The sequence below is a fragment of the Pseudomonas sp. MWU13-3659 genome (genome assembly GCF_023757525.1).
In the GTDB taxonomy this organism is placed as follows: Bacteria; Pseudomonadota; Gammaproteobacteria; order Pseudomonadales; family Pseudomonadaceae; genus Aquipseudomonas; species Aquipseudomonas entomophila_E.
Genome location: NZ_JAMSHW010000002.1, coordinates 1 through 16,930 on the forward strand (window position 1 = coordinate 1; position 16,930 = coordinate 16,930).

Genomic DNA, 16,930 nt, shown 5'->3' on the forward strand with positions numbered 1-16,930 from the left:
TCCGGTATTTGTTATGGGTCGCTTGGGTTGTTGTGCGCAACTTTAGGATCTCCAATGATTGCACATGGAGGAAACAACATATATGAGAATGCCAGGGGGTTGTATGAAGGTCGCGATGATGTCGAAGGGCCGGTAAAAAAAGGCTACCGTGAAATCTCGAAAAGTTTGGGGTATACCGAGCGTGAAGGCACGCTAGCCTACTTGGCCACCGATGCGACGCTGTCGCTGAGGGCGTTGCTTCGTCCTGTTTTAAAAGCGGATGCATGGAGGCTCTACAAATACTATTCCGTTGATAAAGAGATGGCGGTGAAGCAGATGAGTAGATCTGCAGTTTTTATGGAGGGGCTTACAAATGGTGCGACCGCATACCAATTTAATGAAGAACTCAAGAAGTGAGTGTATTCGAGTTTGTGCTCGTGGTTCTTGTGGATGTGCCGGTGACGTTATTGCTTCGGCGATATTTATTTTCTGAAACGAGTGGTGTGTTTCGGGAAGTGCTAGCCCTTTTGTATGGCTTTGTAATGGGGGTGTTTTATGTGCTGCTTTTAAAAAATGACAAAACGTTTTTCGTGGTGATCGATTATGGTGATAATTTCTATCGAGACCTGATAGTGCAAAATGTTGGTGTGTTTATTATGGTTTTCTTTCACGCATGGTCTGTTTCGGTGCGCTACAAATGATCGGGCCTTGTAGGCGGGCTGACTTAGATGGTGAACGTGATGTCGGCGCGTTGACGCTTGATCAACTTGCCGGAGAGTATGGTAAGTGAGTTTGATAATGTTTTTTGTTTTTTCGGTGCTTGATATTTTTGTAAGTCTCAAGTGTTTTCGGCGAATCAGTGTCGATACCCCTGTGTGGAGGGTTAATGTGTCAGTGCTTTACTGCGTATTTCTGATTGCAAATTATATGTCGTTAATGCTTGGTAGAGGGTGGCTTGTTGTAGGCGGGTCAGAGGGGTTGGGAAGTTATCAGTTAATTGTCTTTTTTGTTTCTTTTGTTATGACGATTTTTCATCTTAGACTAATTTAGCTCGGAGTGTTGGGGTGGGTGTCGTGTCTGCTTTGGAAAACCTTGCAAGTGGTGCAGTTGCTTATCGGTTTAGTGAAGAAGCTAAGAGGTGAGTGTCTTTGAGTTTGTACTGGTGATTCTGGTGGATGTGCCGGTGACGCTATTGCTTCGGCGGTATTTATACTCTGAAAAGAGTAGTGTGTTTCAGGAAGTGCTAGCTCATTTGCATGGTTTTATAACGGGGGTGTTTTATATGCTGGTTTTGAAGGAGGATAAGACATTTTTCGTAGGGATTGACTATGGAGACAATTTTTATCGAGATCTCATAGTGCTGAATGCTGGTACGCTGATCATGGTTTTTTTTCATGCATGGACTATTTCTGTCCGTCATAAGTGATTCGGCCTTGTCAATAAATTTTTCTATGGCGGTGGGGGCTGGCTCTGTAGCAGATTTTGGCTTTCACCTCGCGAGGTGTTGATTGATCCGAGACTTTGGCAAAGGTTATTGGGAGAAGTGGTGGTGCGGTAGGTGAGTAAGTTTAGTGGTGTTGTGGGGTGGAAATAGTGTGGCCGCCTATCAGTTTTTTGATGAATATAAGAAATGAGCGTATTTGAGTTTGTGCTGCTGATTCTGGTAGATGTACCAACGACCCTCCTGCTCAGACGCTATTTGTATACCGAGGCGAGAACTGCATTTCGAGATACACTGGCCTGTCTTCATGCATTCCTGGTAGGGGCGCTCTACGTGACGTTCTTGAAAGACAACGAAACATTTTTCGTGGTGATCGATTACGGCGACAATTTTTACCGAGATTTGATAGTGCTTAATGTTGGGGCTGTAAGTATGATTTTTTTTCATGCATGGTCTATTACGATACGTCACAAATGATTGTGTCTTTGTGCGTGCTCTATACGGGTTGGTACTGAACCTGTGTGGCCCTTCCCGCATTTAGGTAGACGGGCTTCTCGCGAGTAAACCTACCTTGTGGAGGGCTGTGCTCTGAGGGGGAGCTAACTCCAAGAAGCGGACATTTGACGTGGTGCCATTTCTTTGGGGATTAATTTGCGAGGCTTGCGGTCACGATAATCTCGATGCTGCGATGGCTTATCGTCCAGCACGTAAGCAGTCCCTTCTAGTCGCAGTAAAGCACTGAGCGGCGCCAAGGCATGCCATTTTAAGGAAGTATGCAATAAATGAGCGTATTTGAGTTTGCCCTGGCTATTGTCGTGGATGTGCCAATCACGTTGCTGATCAGACGCTACTTGTGCTCCACGAAAAGCAGTGTGCTCCTTGTGATGCTGGCCTATATTCATGCGATTGTAATAGGCGGCTTCTATGTCACGCTTTTGAAGGGTGATGACGTGTTTTTTGTGAAAATCGACTATGGGGATTATTTCTTTCGTGACTTGATATTTGTCAATGTTGGGGTTTTTGTCATGGTCATGTTTCATGGCTGGTCTGTTTCTTCGCGCTATAAATAATGTTGTGCCTGTGGTTATGCTTGGCTTGGGCTGTTGGTGGGATTAGTGAGAAGTATATGGGGTGAGTGTTTTTCAATTGGAAGCTGAGTGTGTGCAAGAAATGAATCTGCTTTTGTTAGTGCTTTTTCTATGTGTGATGTTGTAATCAGGTTCTCGTGCGTGATTTTCCTTACTGCGGCAATGGTGTTTTTCATGTTTGAGCCTTGACTTCGAGGATGGTTGACTGAGCCAGTATTTTGGCCGTGACAGGATAGTGAGGGTGTGGTGACATTTTTCAGTTTTTTGTGATCGTGTTTTTGGATGTACTTTTCACCCTTTGGTTGCGGCGCTCGGTGTTCCTAGTGGAGAGGCGAGGTGTTTGGCAGTTATGCAGCTATCTATTTGCTTCGATCGTTGGAGGGTTCTACCTTATCGTCATAAATAATAGTTCGGGGATCCATGTTGAACTTGATTATGGCGATCATTTCTTGCGTGAACTGATGACGCTCCAAGGCGTTTGTCTGGCGATGATTCTGTTCCATGTCTGGGCTACTCGTTTGCGCTGATCGTATGAGCGCAAGCAGGGTCGCTGATCGTAAAAAGCATTGTGACGAAAGGTTCCACGGCGATACATCTAGCGGTGGTGATTTGTAAGATGAGTAAGGCTGCTTGGGGCGAAGGCATTAAGCCAATACACTCACCGCAAATGATCTATGTAAAGAGTGCAGTAAGTGACTATGACAGGTTTGCTATTCTTCATTGGCTTTGATGTCTTGTTCACCCTTTGCTTCGCCAAGCTTGTGCTCCGCAGGAGAGTGCTGGCAACGCTCATGAGCTTTTTTAGTATTGTGATGATGGCTATTTATCTGAAGCTGTTTGGTGGCTCGGGTTGGATCAATTACTCGTTTGACTACGGTGATGGGTTTGAGCGGGAGCTGAATGTCGTGATAGCTATAAGTGTTGCTATGATTTTGTTTCACGCTTGGTTTGTATAGGCTTTTTCATGTAGGCTCTAAAACTAGTCAATGCCCGGGGGTGTGGAACGTCATGAGCGTTCCTGCATCAGGAGGCGTTCAGTTGTTCTGGCTAGTTTGGAAACTGACATGAAATGTGTGATTGCTTTGACGTTGGTGCTTGCAGGTTGCGGCGGCACGCCAAGTTTTTATCAATACAACCACGAACGACAGTTTAATTGTGACATGGACCCGAACCGGCAGATGTGCGCCAGCCCAAGGGATATCAGCAGCCATGGTGAGAAGCGGTAACAGGCCGCGCCAGGGGCGCTTCAATAGACCATGGATGGGTAGAAGGCTCCTGTTGCGAATCGACGGTGTAGCCGGGGCGGGCACCGTGTCGTCTGCATCGCGGCTAAAGCCGCTCCTACGGGGGGCGCTAACTGAGGGATCTGTGTTGCAGCCGTTTTCAGGGGATCGAGGGAAGTTCACGTTCAAAGGGCAAATCCGGGCCTACCCGGGAGCAGGTAATCGCAGCGGCTCGGATTGCATGGGCCAGTATTGCGTCGACCGTTTCCCGGTCGAGCAGCACCACCCCTGCGGGGCTGTCCGCGCCAAGGCGCGCCAGATAGGCGAGCACGGCCGCTTGGAAGGTGTCGCCTGCGCCCACGGTGTCGTGAACGGGTAGCGAGGTCTCCGCCGGGCGCTGCCATGATCCGTGGGCACAGTGCACGCTGGCTCCATCGCCACCGTGGGTGACGAACACCAACCTGCACCGTTCGTTCAGCCAGCCACGGGCTACATCGCGTGCTTCTCGGCCTGGATAGAGCAGGGCGAGGTCTTCCTCACTGGCCTTGATCACATGCGCATGGCCAGCAAAGGCTTCCACCTGCCGCCGCCACAATGCCACATCCGGCTGCGGATTGAGCCGCACATTCGGATCGAGGCTGATCAGCCGCCGGTCGCGCTCGCGTTCTACCAGCGCCATCAGCGTATCGGCCACGGGCTGCACCACCAGGGTGTACGAGCCCACATGCAACCCCCGCACGCGCTCATCCAACACCGGCAGATGCTCCAGCATCACCTGCCGATCCGCACACCCGTCACCGCGAAACTGATACTGCGCCGAGCCATTGGCATCCAGCCCGACCATGGCCAGGGTGGTCGGCGCATCGCTGGTTACCACATAGCGGCAGTCCACCCGTTCCTCTTCCAGCACCCGGCGCAGCCGGGCACCGAGGTAGTCGCTGGACAACCCGCCGAACAACGCCGACGCCACGCCCAGCCGGCGCAGGCCGACGGCCACGTTGAACGGCGATCCGCCGGCAATCGCGGTAAACCCCAGCTCGCTGCTGCGGCTGCTGTTTTCCAGGCTGAAGACATCGAACAGGGTCTCGCCACACACCAGGTACATGCAGTTCTCCAATCCAAAAGATGAGGCCGACGCTCAGCGCGCCGGCAGATGATCCCGATACCGCCGATAAGCAACCTCGTACGCAGCTTGCTGCACAGGGCGGGGCAGGGTGCGGGTGCTTTCGTCCAGCGCCACGCAGCGCTTGCACAATGTCTTGAGGCTGTCGCCCCGAGCAAACTGCCGGCCCAGGCTCCAGGCGGCCTGGATCGCGGCACCCAGGGCGGCGGCTTCGGTTTGTTGGGGGCACACCACCGGCAAACCGAGCAGGTCGGCCAGCACCTGGCGCCACAGCGGGCTTTTCGCCGCGCCGCCGACCAGGCGGATTTCGCTGCTTGGCAGGCCGCTGGCGCGCAGCAGGTCGAGGCCATGGCGCAGGCTGAAGCAGGTGCCTTCGAGCACGGCGCGGCAGAGGTTGGCGCGGGTCAGGTTGGCGCTGGTCATGCCGTGCAGGCTGGCCGTGGCTTCGGGCAAGGCGGGCACGCGTTCGCCGTCGAAGAAGGGCAGCATCAGCAGGCCGTCGGCGCCGATCGGGGCTTGGGCGGCGAGCTCAGTGAAACGGTCGAGGTCGAGTTCCAGCAGGTCGCGCACCAGGGCGCAGGCGCTGGTGAGGTTCATGGTGCAGATCAATGGCAGCCAGCCGCCGCTGGAGGCGCAGAAGGTCGCCACTTCACCCTGGGCGCTGACGTGGGGCTGGTCGGCGTAGGCGGCCAGGGTGCCGGAGGTGCCGAGGCTCAGGGTGATCATGCCGGGGGCGATATTGCCGGTGCCGATGGCGCCGAGCATGTTGTCGCCGCCGCCAGTGGCCACCCAGGTCTGCGGGCTCAGGCCGAGTGCGGTGGCGGCCTGTTCACGCAGGGTGCCGAGGCAATCGCCGGATTCGACCAGCTCAGGTAGCGCAGCCAAAAGACGCTCGCCCGGCTCGATGTGCTGGAGTACATCAGGCGCCCAGGTCCGTCGGCGCACATCGTAGTAGCCGGTGCCGGAGGCGTCGCCGGGTTCACTGCAGGCGCGGCCGGTCAGCCAGTAATTCAGGTAGTCGTGGGGCAGCAGGATATGGGCGAGGCGGGCGAACAGGTCGGGATGTTGGCGCTTGGTCCACAGCAGCTTGGACAGGGTATAGCCCGGCGCGATCACCAGCCCGAGGCGTTCGAGCGAGCCTTGCGCGCCGCCAAGGGCATCCAGCAGTGCCTGGTTCTCGGGCGCGCTCTCGGTGTCGCACCAGAGCTTGGCCGGGCGCAGCACCTGGCCCTGGGCGTCGAGCATCACCAGGCCGTGTTGCTGGCCGGACACCGCCAGTGCGCGGATCGCCCGGCCATCCACGCCGGCTTCTCGCAATGCCACGGCCACCGCCGCGCGCAGGGCGTGCAGCCAGTCGGCGGGGTCCTGTTCACGCCTGCCATCACGACCTTGGGGTGGTGCGTGGGCGGCGCTGCCCAGGCCGAGCACCTGGCCGCTGCCGGCGTCCAGCACCAGGGCCTTGGTGCCCTGGGTGCCGCAGTCGATGCCGAGGAACAATCCGTCCATTTCGAAACACTCCGTGTCAGTCGCCGAGGACCTGGCGCAGGGTTTCACTCACGCCGACTTCGCGCAAGCTGTCATACAGGCGCTCGAAGGCGCTGACGAAAGCCTTGGACGCGGGGATAGCGCTGCCGAAGATCGCCTCGTCGCCCAGCACCCGGGCGGCCAGGCCGTCGCGCTGCACCACCCGGGCCTGGCAGTCGGCGGCGCGGGGGTCGGGGATGCTGTAGCGGTTGCCGTGTTCGTCTTCGCCGCGCAGGTACAGGGCCCAGGCGGCCACCACCAGGGCCACGCGCTCCAGCGGCTTGCCGTCGGCGATCAGGCGGTTGGCGGTGGGCACGATGAACTTGGGGAACTTCGACGAGCCGTCGGAGCACACGCGCTCCAGCTGGTCGGCGATGGCGCGGTTGGCGAAGCGTTCGCTGAGGCTTTGCTTGTAGCGCTCAAGATCGATGCCGGGTACCGGGGCCAGTTGCGGGGTCACGTCCTGGTCCATGAAGGTGCGCATGTAGCGGCGCAGCAGCGGGTCGGCGAGGGTTTCGTGGACGAAGCGGTAGCCTTGCAAAAAGCCCAGGTAGGTGAGGGCCAGGTGGCTGCCGTTGAGCAGCTTGATCTTCATTTCTTCATAGGGGGTGACGTCGCGAGTGAACTGCACCCCGACCTTTTCCCAAGCCGGGCGGTCGGCGACGAAGTTGTCTTCCACCACCCATTGCAAAAACGGCTCGCACACCACCGGCCAGGCATCGTCGACGCCGTGGCGTTCGCGCAGTTGCTGGCGGTGGGCGGGGCTGGTCATCGGGGTGATGCGATCGACCATGGCGTTGGGGAAGCTGACGTGGCTGGCGATCCAGCCGGCCAGGTCGGGGTCGAGGCGCAGGGCGAAGGCCAGCAGGGCCTTGCGGGCGACGTCGCCGTTGTGCGGGAGGTTGTCGCAGGACATCACGGTGAACGGGCCGGTGCCGGCAGTGCGGCGGCGGCGCAGGGCTTCGCAGAGGTAGCCGAAGACGCTTTGCGGGGATTGCGGGTTGGCCAGGTCGTGCTGGATTTGCGGCAGGTCGGCGCGGAACTCGCCGGTGCTGTCGTCGATGCAGTAGCCGCCTTCAGTGATGGTCAGCGAGACGATGCGGATATTGGGTTCGGTCAGTTTGGCCAGCAGGGGTTCGGCGCCGTCCTCGGCCAGCAGCATGCCGTTGATGGCGGCGATCACGCGCACCTTGGTGTCGGGCTGGTCACCCAGTTCGAACAGGGTGTAGAGGTGGTCCTGGCCGGCCAGGGCGTCGCGCATGGCGCGGTCTTCGTAGCGCAAGCCGACGCCGCAGATGGCCCAGTCGAGGCCTTCGCCGCAGTTCATCAGGGCGTCGGTGTAGGCGGCCTGATGGGCGCGGTGGAAGCCGCCGACGCCGATGTGGACGATGCCCTGGCGTAGTTGGGCGAGGTCGTAGCTGGGGCGGGCGACGGTGGGGGGGAGGTGGTGGAGGTTGGGGTGGTTCAGTTTCATCCGGGGGCATCCCTTTTGAAGTCATGTGTGGATCGTGTGATGGCGTTGGGGGGCTTGGCGGGAGCCTTGTAGCGTTCTTGGGATCGAGCGCCGCTGGTGCGGCGCTCGATCTGATAGGCGCCAAAACCCTCCCGCCGAACACTTCAGGCCACTTGCTGCAAACGCTTGTCGAGCGCCTGTCCATTACTGTCGAACAGGTGGCAATGAGCGGGATCGAAGCTCAGCTCCAACACCTCGCCAAACCCCGGCGCAAAGTCCCCACGCACCCGCACGGTCAGCATCTCCCCGGAGGCGGCGCGCACATGGCAATAGCTGTCGCTACCCAGCCGTTCGCTGACATCGGCAGTCACTTGCAATGAGCCTTGGGTACCTTGCCCGGCTCGGTCGATGTTCAGGTGCTCGGGACGAATCCCCAGCGTCACCTGGCTACCGGTATGCAACTCCCCGGCACACAACGGCAAGGCGATACGGGCACCGCACTCAAGCGCGACCTCGCACTGGTTGCCCTGGTTGCGGCTCAGATGCCCACGCAAGAAGCCCATCTTCGGCGTCCCCAGAAACCCCGCGACAAACAGGTTGGCCGGGTGGTGATACAGCTCCAGCGGCGAGCCGACCTGCTCGATGCGTCCGCCATTGAGTACCACCACCTTGTCGGCCAATGTCATCGCTTCAACCTGGTCATGGGTCACGTAGATCATGGTCGCCGCCAGCTCCTGGTGCAGGCGCGCCAGCTCCAGGCGCATCTGCACGCGCAGGGCGGCGTCGAGGTTGGACAGCGGTTCGTCGAACAGGAAAATTTTCGGATTGCGCACGATCGCCCGGCCGATCGCCACCCGCTGGCGCTGGCCGCCGGAGAGCTGGCGGGGCTTGCGTTCGAGCAGCGGTTGCAGCTCGAGGATGCGCGCGGCGTTGTCGACCTTGGCGGTGACTTCCTGCTTGCCGACACCGGCCAGGTCCAGGGCGAATGACAGGTTCTTGCGCACGGTCATGTGCGGGTACAGGGCGTAGGTCTGGAACACCATGGCCAGGTCGCGCTTGGCCGGGGCGGTGTCGGTGATGTCGGCGCCGTCGAGGGTGATGCTGCCGCCGCTGGCCTCTTCGAGGCCGGCGATCAGGCGCAGCAGGGTGGACTTGCCGCAGCCGGAGGGGCCGACGAACACCACGAACTCGCGGTCGCGCACGTCCAGGTCGATGCCCTTGATGATGGCGTGGCCATCGAAGCCTTTGTGCAGGTTGCGGATTTTCAGGTCAGCCATGGGGGTGTCCTTCAGGGGAATGGGGTAAGGCCTTTGGGAATGTGTGAAGGCTGCTGATGCCGGGACCGCTTCGCGGTCCTTTCGCGGCGCAAGGCCGCTCCTACAGGAGATCGCGCGCCCCTGTAGGAGCGGCCTTGTGCCGCGAAAGGGCTGCAAAGCAGCCCCGGATAGCGGAGTCATTTCACAGCCCCAAACGAAAGCCCACGCACCAACTGCTTCTGGCTGATCCAGCCAAAGATCAGGATCGGCGCGCAGGCCAGGGTCGAGACGGCCGAGAGCTTGGCCCAGAACAGCCCTTCAGGGCTCGAATAGGAAGCCACCAACGCCGTTAGCGGCGCGGCGGCGGACGAGGTCAGGTTCAGTGACCAGAACGCCTCGTTCCAGCACAGGATCAACGACAGCAGCAAGGTCGAGGCCAGCCCGCCGCGGGCGATCGGCAACAGCACGCGGACGATCTCCTGCCAGGTGCCGGCGCCGTCCAGCCGCGCGGCCTCGAGGATGTCCACGGGGATGTCCTTGAAGTAGGTGTACACCATCCACACCACGATCGGCAGGTTGATCAGGGTGTAGACGATGATCAGCGCCAGGCGCGAATCCAGCAGGCCGAACTGCTTGGCCAGCAGGTAGATCGGCATCAAGACGCCCACCGGCGGCAGCATCTTGGTCGACAGCATCCACAGCAGCGTGCGTTTGGTGTGGCGGGTCTCGAAGAAGGCCATCGAGTAGGCCGCCGGCACCGCGATCAGCATGCACAGCAGGGTCGCCGAGAACGAAATCAGCACCGAGTTCCAGGCGTAGGCGAAGTAGTCGCTGCGCTCGTTGATGTGCAGGTAGTTCTCCAGCGTCGGCGCGAAGAGGAACTGCGGCGGCGTGGCGAAGGCGTCCAGCTCGGTCTTGAAGCTGGTCAGCAGCATCCAGAAAATCGGGAAGAAGATCACCAGGGCGATGGCCCAGCACAGCAGGCCGAGCAGCGCGTTCTTCAGGGTGCGGGTTTGCTTGAGTGTCAGCATGGCGGGCTCCTCAGCTGCGCGCGGTGAGGTTCTTGCCGATCATGCGGACCAGCACGATGGCGGCGATATTGGCGATCAGCACGGCGATCAGGCCACCGGCAGAGGCCATCCCGACGTCGAACTGCAGCAGCGCCTGGTTGTAGATCAGGTAGGCGAGGTTGGTGGATTCGTAACCCGGGCCGCCGCTGGTGGTGGTGAAGATCTCGGCGAACACCGAGAGCAAAAAGATCGTCTCGATCATCACCACCACGGCAATGGGCCGGGCCAGGTGCGGCAGGGTCAGGTGCCAGAAGATCGCCAAGGGGCCTGCGCCATCCAGGCGCGCGGCTTCCTTCTGTTCCTGGTCCAGCGACTGCATGGCGGTCATCAAAATCAGGATGGCGAACGGCAGCCACTGCCACGACACGATCAGGATGATCGACAGCAGCGGGTAGTGCGCCAGCCAGTCCACCGGCTGCGCGCCGAACAAGCGCCACACGGCGGCGAGGATGCCCGACACCGGGTGGAAGATCAGGTTCTTCCACAGCAGCGCGCTGACCGTGGGCATGATGAAGAACGGCGAGATCAGCAACACCCGCACCACGCCGCGGCCCCAGAACTCGCCGGCCTCCAGCAGCGCGGCAATCAGCACGCCGAGCACTACGCTGATCGCCAGCACGCTGCCGACCAGGGTCAGGGTGTTGAGGGCGCCGGGCATGAAGCCGGCGTCGGTGACGAAGAAGCTGAAGTTCTCAAGGCCGACGAACGCGTTTTCGCCGGGATACAGCAGGTTGTAGCGGATCAGCGAGAAATACAGGGTCATGCCCAGGGGCACGACCATCCACAACAGCAGCAGCGCCACCGAAGGGCTGACCAGGAACCAGCCGGGGCCGACGCGGCGTTTGCCGGGGCGCGCGGTGGCGAGGCTCGGGGTGTCGAGGGCCGATGTGTTCATGGCGACTCCGTGTGCAGCGCAAAGGGGTGGTCACCGCGCCGGGGTTCGGCGCGGTAGGCGGCGGTATGGGCTACTTGGGGTAACCGGCGCGCTTCATCTCGCGTTCGGTGGACTGCTGGGCCGAGGCCAGCACCTGGTCCACTTTCATCTGCCCGGTCAGCGCGGCGGCGAACAGCTTGCCGACCTGGGTGCCGATGGCCTGGAACTCGGGGATGGTCACCAGTTGAATGCCCACGTAGGGCACGGGCTTGAGGGTGGGATGGTTGGGGTCGACGCGTTTGAGCGATTCCAGCGTGACCTTGGCGAACGGCGCGGCGGCCAGGTACGCGTCGCTGTAGGTCGAGGCGCGGGTGCCGGGCGGCACGTTGGCCACGCCTTCCTGCTCGGCCACCAGCTTGCCGTAGGCTTCGGAGGTGGCCCAGGTGGCGAAGGTCCTGGCTGCGTCCTTGGCCTTGGAACTGGTGGGGATCGCCAGCGCCCAGGAATACAGCCAGGTGGCACCCTTGTCGGTGACTTCCCTGGGGGCGAAGGTGAAGCCGACCTGGTCGGCGACCTTGCTCTGGGTCTTGTCGGTGACGAACGAGCCGGCGACGCTGGCATCGACCCACATCGCGCACTTGCCGCTGTTGAACAGCGCGAGGTTTTCGTTGAAGCCGTTGCTGGAGGCGCCGGGCGGGCCGTATTGCTTGAGGGTATTCACATAGAAATTCAGCGCGTTCTTCCACTCGCTGCCGCTGAACTCGGGTTTCCATTGCTCATCGAACCAGCGCGCGCCGAAGGCGTTGGCCACGGTGCCGATCAGCGCCATGTTCTCGCCCCAGCCGGCCTTGCCGCGCAGGCAAATGCCGTACTGGCCCTGGTCGGGGTGGTTGAGTTTGGCGGCGAACTCGCCGAGCTGGGTCCAGGTGGGTTGCTCGGGCATGCTCAGCCCGGCCTGCTGGAACAGGTCCTTGCGGTAGTAGGTGATCGAGGCTTCGGCGTAGAAGGGCAGGGCGTACAGGGTGCCGTTGGCCGACAGGCCGTTGCGCACCGAGGGGAACACGTCGTCGAGGTTGTAGTCGGCTGGCAGGTCGGTCATCGGTGCCAGCCAGCCCTTGGCGCCCCACAGCGCGGCTTCGTACATGCCGATGGTCAGCACGTCGAACTGGCCGCCCTGGGTGGCGATATCAGTGGTCAGGCGCTGGCGCAGCACGTTCTCTTCGAGGACCACCCACTTGAGCTGGATGCCCGGGTGCTGTTGCTCGAACACCTTGGCCAGGCGCTGCATGCGGATCATGTCGTTGTTGTTGACCGTGGCGATGGTCAGGGTTTCGCTGGCCTGGGCATGCAGCGGCAGGCTGAGGCAGGCGGCGGCCAGGCAGGCCTTGATCGAGTCGTTCATCGGTGAACTCCCCTTGGGGGCGGAAGACGTTATTGTTTTTGTGTCGCTCGCTGCTGATTACACCCGCGCACGGCGATGCCGACAAAGCCTCGCCTGCACCTTGGCTGATACTTTTTTGCGCTAACGGGTGGGGCCGCGCTATTGCGGCAGACACCACACTGTAGGAGCCAGCCTTGCTGGCGAAGCGGACGGTGCGGTGGTTGGCACCGGCTGTGCCGGTGTTCGCCGGCAAGGCCGGCTCCTACAGGAATCGCGCCATCTATTCAGGCGCGGTTCTGCTCGGTCAGGCGCTGGGCCACCAGGCTGCGGTAGTCGGAGGGGGTCATGCCCTTGAGCTGCAAAAAGCGCCGGTTGAAGTTCGACAGGTTGCTGAACCCTGACTCGAAGCACACCTCGGTCACCGGCAGCTCGCCCTTGGCCAGCAGCTCACAGGACTTGCTCACCCGCAGCCGGTTGACGAACTCGACGAAGCCACGCCCGGCGGCCTGCTTGAAGAAGCGTGAGAAGTAGGTAGGGGTCATGCCCAGGTGCTCGGCCACTTCGTTCTGGCTCAGGTCCTGGGCGTAGTGCTGGAAGATGTAGTCCACCGCCCGGTTGATACGCTCGACGTTGTGCTCGTCGGCCAGCTGCGAGGAGGTAACGGTGGACAGCAGCTGGTAATCGTCGCAGGCGGCCAGCTGCTCCATGAGGATAAAAAAGTATCCTAGCCGGGCCATGCCGCGGCTGTCGGCGATACGTTGCAGCAGGTGGCGGCTCTCGCGGATCAGTGCCGGGTCGCGAAATTCGATGCCATAGCGCGCCCGGGCCAGCAGCGGGGTGAGTTGGGTGAGCTCGGAGAACACCTGGCTGCCGTCCTCGAGCACTTCGTCGGTGAAGTTGACCAGCATGTCGCGCTTGCCCACCACCTCGTCGGGGCCGACCTGGCTGATCCAGTTGTGCGGCAGGTTGGGGCCTGTCAGAAACAGCGTGTCGGGGCCGAAGTTGCCGATGTAGTCGCCGATGAACACCTTGCCGGAACTGGCGACGATCAGGTGCAGCTCGTACTCCTTGTGGAAGTGCCAGCGCACCAGCGGGCTGGGGAAGCCGTGCTGGCGGTAGATCAGCGAGGCGCCTTCGTGGTCGTCCATCAACTCGTAGGACGGGTCGGTGACTTTGCTCGTTCTGGGCATGGCGGTGGCTGGGCCTGGGTGCGAGGTGCCATCGTAGCCTGAAGCGCTCAAGCAGAGGGAGCTGCCCTTGCGAGATTCTCCAACGCCAACGCCGCCCCTGTAGGAGCCGGCTTTGCCGGCGAACGGCCGCGCAGCTGTCCTCACTGACGAAATGACCTTGTTACCTGGGGCTTCCGCTGGCCATAACCCTCGCCAATGCTGTAGGTCCTACAGCCATTCTTCCGATGTTCGTGTAGTCCTTTTCCTAAAGGGGCCATTTCCCCCCTTTCGCCGTTGTCGCAGGTGGATACGCGCTTTAGTCTCGCCCTGCCCGCCGTGTTTCACCGTCCGGGGGCGGCCGGGCTTCTGGGCAGAACGCCGTGCAAGGATCGCGCGGTCTGGTCCGGGGGCCCTGGAGGGTGAAACGCGGCGGGCTCTTTCTTTTTCTTGGGGGTGAAGTCATGGACAAGGACGAGCAAGCGAAGGGCACTGGGGACCCGAAAATCATCAGCCTGGTCGAGCGCACCAAACGGCGTTCGGTGCGCGACTGGGTGCAGGCGATCCCAGGGTTGCCGACGGAGGACGTGCTGCAGGAAACATCCATCATCCTGGGCTGCATCACCGGGCTGACGTACCAGGCATTGAGCAAGCCGAAAGAGGCACAGACGCTGATGCGCGCCACGTACTACCTCAGTGGCATGGCCAAGGCGATGATCGATGGGCAATTGCCGGGCAACCAGGCTGGCAAGGGTGAGCGCGAGTGATGATGCCAAGCCCGCAGTAAAAACAGTTCACACCCGCCGCTTCCGACTCGTTCGCAAGCGGCTTTTTCATGCCTGGTCAGCGGGTCGCCTGGAACAGGGCGTGGCAGGCGAGGGCGGTCACCGAAGCGCTGGCATGCACCAGCATCGGCACCAGCAGGCCGCCACTGGCGATGCGGGTGACAGCCAGAATGACGCCAACGGCGAACATCAGCACCAGGGTGATCAGGTTCTGGTACTGGCTGTGGATGGCGGCGAACAGCAGCGCGCTTCCAAGGATGGCGGTGTACTTGAGGAGCTGGCCGCGCTCCCAGGGCAGCAGGCGTATGAGGAAGTGGCGGAACAGCAGCTCTTCGGTCAGCGGCGGGAACAGCGCCACGCTCAGGCTGAGCAGGATGATCTGGCGCTTATCCAGGCCATCGAAGAACGTCACCATGAACGGCTCTTCCGGTATGTCGAAGGCCTTCATGCTGGCGATGCACAGGGCGTAGGCGGCAACGATGGCCAGGACGCCATTGAGCAACGGGCGTCTGAAGCTATGGCCTGCGAAGGTGCGCACGATGCCTTGCTTGCGGTTTTGCAGGCAGAACAGCAGGAGCAGGGCGATGCCGGCATAGCCGATGCCCAGCATTAGGGTCTGGTTGTCGAGGGTGAAGGTTGCACTTTGCAGCGCGGCCTGGACCCCCGCCAGCATGTTCCCAAGCACATAAAGTGCGATGGCCAGCAGCAGCAGGCCGATGCGTTTGAAGAGGTGGTAGTCGGGTTGGGAGGCGAATGCGGGATTGGGCGTGGTTGCGGCGTGCACGGAACGGTCCTTGTCGAAGGTTGGCCGCGCATGATGATGGGCTGGGGGCGGGAGATCAACGTGCGCCGTGGTGGATGCAACTGGGATAAACATCCTGTGTAGAAACGGGCCGGCAATTTCAGACGCAGCTGGCATACACGGCGGGGTCGAGCCCGTAGCCTGCATGCTTGGTCAACAAGGAGTCGACCCCTTGGCTTATTACGGCTACATGCGCATCACCGGCAAGCTTCAAGGCCTGATTTCGGCAGGCTGCGGTTCCCAGGCGTCCATCGGTAACAAGTGCCAGGCGGGGCACGGCGACGAGATCATGGTGCTCTCGTTCAATCACAGCCTCTCCAACCCCATCAATGCCATACGCAGTACCCACCATCCGGTAATCGTCACCAAACTCGTCGACAAGGCCTCGCCCCTGCTTGGCCAGGCGGTGGATGGTCGGGAGGTGGTCGACTGCGATATCCACTTCTATCGCATGCACCCGGCAGGGCACCGGGAAAAGTACTTCTCCGTCAGGCTCGAGGACGCGTTGATCGTGACTCAGGACATCGACGTACCCCATGCGGTGCTGATGACGGATCAGGAAACCGAAGAGCGGCTGTACATCCGCTATCGCACCATCAGCTGGATTCATCACGCGGCCGGTACCAGTGGGCACGCCTCGTGGGGGGAGCAGTCATGAAGCAGAAGGATGAATTTGACCTGCGGCTGGATGAAGCGTTCTGGGAGGTCAATGCAACGGCCTCTCGATTGATTAGTTATGGTTGTGGTGTCAGCGCTCGGCATTTGCAGGACCGGCGGTTGCGGATGCAGTTCAATCGGGAGCTGGCGTATTACGCAAAGCGGGTGGTGGAAGATGTTTATGAGCGAAGAGTCAGTCCGGATGAAGGGTTGGAGTCCCTTAAAAAAGAAAGTGTATATATCCAATCTCAAAATCGTCGCATTCTGATGCAGGCCATGGGTGTAGTGGGGGGTGTCGGTCAGGTACTGACAGGTGCGGGTATCTGCTATGGGTCAGCGGGGTTGTTATGTGCATTCGGCGGGAGCTCTCTACTTGCGCATGGGGCGAACAATATTTATGAGAATTCCAGGGGCCTCTATGAGGAGCGTGAGAATGTTCGAGGTCCTGTAAGGGCGGCCTATCAGAGTGCTTCAAAAGCCCTGGGTTATGGCGAACGTGGGGGAGATATAGCTTATCTGGGTAGTGATATGGCTTTGTCAATAGGTATACTTTTTAGGCCTGTGCTGCGACCTGACGCTTGGCGGCTATTCAAATATTATCGGGTGGATAAAGAAGCGGCTGTCCGACAGATGAGCAAGGGCGGGGTTTTCATTGAGGGAGCAGTGAACGGAAATACGGGATACCAGCTTTATGATGAGTACAAAGAGTGACGTGGTTTAGTTTGTGTATGCTTGTCTTGGTTGATGTTGGTGTCTCCCGTTTCTTGTGGCGGCGCTCTCTAAGTACTAGGGTGGTTGGAGTTTTATCTAACCTTTATGGTATGGCAATGAGCGCAATTTATGTGGGGGTCTTTGGTGGGAAGGGGGTGGTGGTATTTTCGTTTGATTATGGGGCAGGCTTTGTGTGGAATTTCTATGCGGTGATGACGGTATGTGTGGGCATGATTATTTTTCATGTTTTCCATGTTAGGTGAGTGTGGGGTGTGACATCTATACAGCTGGAGGAAATTTCAATGTTCGAATACGTCGTTTTTGTGATCTTCAGCTTGTTGATGACTGCCTTTCATCGCTGGACAATATGGTAGGGGTAATACCTAATACGTGTGCT

At 59.8% G+C, this 16,930-nt stretch carries 18 protein-coding genes; 8 read left to right on the forward strand and 10 right to left on the reverse strand.

From position 1 onward, the window contains the following. The 4 genes from NGM28_RS02435 to NGM28_RS02450 form a co-directional block, all read left to right on the forward strand. The coding region (locus tag NGM28_RS02435) for a DUF4225 domain-containing protein (protein WP_252088562.1) at nt 1–396 on the forward strand (396 nt) is incomplete at its 5' end. Beyond that, nucleotides 393–680 carry a hypothetical protein gene (locus tag NGM28_RS02440; RefSeq protein WP_252088563.1) on the forward strand — a complete coding sequence of 96 codons (288 nt, stop codon included), beginning with the start codon at nt 393–395 and terminating at the stop codon, nt 678–680. The genes NGM28_RS02435 and NGM28_RS02440, both read left to right, overlap by 4 nt. A gap of 437 nt (nt 681–1,117) precedes the next feature. After that, nucleotides 1,118–1,405 carry a hypothetical protein gene (locus tag NGM28_RS02445; protein ID WP_252088564.1) on the forward strand — a complete coding sequence of 96 codons (288 nt, stop codon included), beginning with the start codon at nt 1,118–1,120 and terminating at the stop codon, nt 1,403–1,405. Between the two features lie 204 nt (nt 1,406–1,609). Next, nucleotides 1,610–1,897, forward strand: coding sequence for a hypothetical protein (locus tag NGM28_RS02450; RefSeq protein ID WP_252088565.1), 288 nt, complete (start codon nt 1,610–1,612; stop codon nt 1,895–1,897). A 122-nt stretch (nt 1,898–2,019) separates the two neighbouring features. Here NGM28_RS02450 and NGM28_RS02455 read toward each other — a convergent pair whose 3' ends face one another. Further along, on the reverse strand, nt 2,020–2,460 hold the full coding sequence (locus NGM28_RS02455) for a hypothetical protein (RefSeq protein WP_252088566.1): 441 nt from the start codon (nt 2,458–2,460) through the stop codon (nt 2,020–2,022). A 740-nt stretch (nt 2,461–3,200) separates the two neighbouring features. Here NGM28_RS02455 and NGM28_RS02460 point away from each other — a divergent pair. Further along, entirely contained in the window at nt 3,201–3,464 is a 264-nt protein-coding gene (locus NGM28_RS02460; protein ID WP_252088567.1) for a hypothetical protein, read from the forward strand. Nucleotides 3,465–3,891: 427 nt separating this feature from the next. Here NGM28_RS02460 and NGM28_RS02465 read toward each other — a convergent pair whose 3' ends face one another. The 8 genes from NGM28_RS02465 to NGM28_RS02500 all read right to left on the reverse strand — a co-directional run bounded on the left by NGM28_RS02465 (nt 3,892) and on the right by NGM28_RS02500 (nt 13,602). Then, on the reverse strand, nt 3,892–4,836 hold the full coding sequence (locus NGM28_RS02465; protein ID WP_252088568.1) for a carbohydrate kinase family protein: 945 nt from the start codon (nt 4,834–4,836) through the stop codon (nt 3,892–3,894). A 33-nt stretch (nt 4,837–4,869) separates the two neighbouring features. Beyond that, the gene (xylB, locus tag NGM28_RS02470) at nt 4,870–6,360 is read right to left on the reverse strand and encodes a xylulokinase (RefSeq protein ID WP_252088569.1); all 1,491 of its coding nucleotides are present in this window, start codon (nt 6,358–6,360) and stop codon (nt 4,870–4,872) included. Between the two features lie 16 nt (nt 6,361–6,376). Next, nucleotides 6,377–7,852 (reverse strand): mannitol dehydrogenase family protein, encoded by a 1,476-nt coding sequence (locus NGM28_RS02475; protein ID WP_252088570.1) that lies wholly within the window; start codon nt 7,850–7,852, stop codon nt 6,377–6,379. Nucleotides 7,853–7,995: 143 nt separating this feature from the next. Then, nucleotides 7,996–9,108 carry an ABC transporter ATP-binding protein gene (locus tag NGM28_RS02480; protein WP_252088571.1) on the reverse strand — a complete coding sequence of 371 codons (1,113 nt, stop codon included), beginning with the start codon at nt 9,106–9,108 and terminating at the stop codon, nt 7,996–7,998. Nucleotides 9,109–9,284: 176 nt separating this feature from the next. Continuing rightward, nucleotides 9,285–10,118, reverse strand: a complete 834-nt coding sequence (locus NGM28_RS02485; RefSeq protein ID WP_028692024.1) for a carbohydrate ABC transporter permease — start codon at nt 10,116–10,118, stop codon at nt 9,285–9,287. Between the two features lie 10 nt (nt 10,119–10,128). Then, nucleotides 10,129–11,052, reverse strand: a complete 924-nt coding sequence (locus tag NGM28_RS02490; protein WP_252088572.1) for a carbohydrate ABC transporter permease — start codon at nt 11,050–11,052, stop codon at nt 10,129–10,131. Between the two features lie 70 nt (nt 11,053–11,122). Beyond that, the gene (locus NGM28_RS02495; RefSeq protein ID WP_240063188.1) at nt 11,123–12,433 is read right to left on the reverse strand and encodes an ABC transporter substrate-binding protein; all 1,311 of its coding nucleotides are present in this window, start codon (nt 12,431–12,433) and stop codon (nt 11,123–11,125) included. Nucleotides 12,434–12,696: 263 nt separating this feature from the next. After that, on the reverse strand, nt 12,697–13,602 hold the full coding sequence (locus NGM28_RS02500; RefSeq protein ID WP_252088573.1) for an AraC family transcriptional regulator: 906 nt from the start codon (nt 13,600–13,602) through the stop codon (nt 12,697–12,699). 440 nt (nt 13,603–14,042) lie between these two features. On the opposite strand from NGM28_RS02500, the gene NGM28_RS02505 reads away from it, so the two are divergent. Continuing rightward, the gene (locus tag NGM28_RS02505; RefSeq protein ID WP_252088574.1) at nt 14,043–14,345 is read left to right on the forward strand and encodes a DUF3077 domain-containing protein; all 303 of its coding nucleotides are present in this window, start codon (nt 14,043–14,045) and stop codon (nt 14,343–14,345) included. A 76-nt stretch (nt 14,346–14,421) separates the two neighbouring features. Here NGM28_RS02505 and NGM28_RS28775 read toward each other — a convergent pair whose 3' ends face one another. Continuing rightward, on the reverse strand, nt 14,422–15,147 hold the full coding sequence (locus NGM28_RS28775) for a CPBP family intramembrane glutamic endopeptidase (protein WP_252088575.1): 726 nt from the start codon (nt 15,145–15,147) through the stop codon (nt 14,422–14,424). A gap of 190 nt (nt 15,148–15,337) precedes the next feature. On the opposite strand from NGM28_RS28775, the gene NGM28_RS02515 reads away from it, so the two are divergent. Both NGM28_RS02515 and NGM28_RS02520 read left to right on the forward strand, forming a co-directional pair. Beyond that, entirely contained in the window at nt 15,338–15,823 is a 486-nt protein-coding gene (locus tag NGM28_RS02515) for an Hcp family type VI secretion system effector (protein WP_252088576.1), read from the forward strand. Next, nucleotides 15,820–16,533 carry a DUF4225 domain-containing protein gene (locus tag NGM28_RS02520; RefSeq protein ID WP_240063193.1) on the forward strand — a complete coding sequence of 238 codons (714 nt, stop codon included), beginning with the start codon at nt 15,820–15,822 and terminating at the stop codon, nt 16,531–16,533. Before NGM28_RS02515 ends, NGM28_RS02520 begins: the two co-directional genes overlap by 4 nt. The last annotated feature ends 397 nt before the right edge of the window (nt 16,534–16,930 follow it).

Coding starts and splice junctions, on each gene's coding strand:
- NGM28_RS02450 (WP_252088565.1), top strand. CDS start 1,610: ATGAGCGTATTTGAGTTTGTGCTGCTGATTCTGGTAGATGTACCAACG.
- NGM28_RS02455 (WP_252088566.1), bottom strand. CDS start 2,460: ATGAAACATGACCATGACAAAAACCCCAACATTGACAAATATCAAGTC.
- NGM28_RS02465 (WP_252088568.1), bottom strand. CDS start 4,836: ATGTACCTGGTGTGTGGCGAGACCCTGTTCGATGTCTTCAGCCTGGAA.
- xylB (WP_252088569.1), bottom strand. CDS start 6,360: ATGGACGGATTGTTCCTCGGCATCGACTGCGGCACCCAGGGCACCAAG.
- NGM28_RS02475 (WP_252088570.1), bottom strand. CDS start 7,852: ATGAAACTGAACCACCCCAACCTCCACCACCTCCCCCCCACCGTCGCC.
- NGM28_RS02480 (WP_252088571.1), bottom strand. CDS start 9,108: ATGGCTGACCTGAAAATCCGCAACCTGCACAAAGGCTTCGATGGCCAC.
- NGM28_RS02485 (WP_028692024.1), bottom strand. CDS start 10,118: ATGCTGACACTCAAGCAAACCCGCACCCTGAAGAACGCGCTGCTCGGC.
- NGM28_RS02490 (WP_252088572.1), bottom strand. CDS start 11,052: ATGAACACATCGGCCCTCGACACCCCGAGCCTCGCCACCGCGCGCCCC.
- NGM28_RS02495 (WP_240063188.1), bottom strand. CDS start 12,433: ATGAACGACTCGATCAAGGCCTGCCTGGCCGCCGCCTGCCTCAGCCTG.
- NGM28_RS02500 (WP_252088573.1), bottom strand. CDS start 13,602: ATGCCCAGAACGAGCAAAGTCACCGACCCGTCCTACGAGTTGATGGAC.
- NGM28_RS02505 (WP_252088574.1), top strand. CDS start 14,043: ATGGACAAGGACGAGCAAGCGAAGGGCACTGGGGACCCGAAAATCATC.
- NGM28_RS02520 (WP_240063193.1), top strand. CDS start 15,820: ATGAAGCAGAAGGATGAATTTGACCTGCGGCTGGATGAAGCGTTCTGG.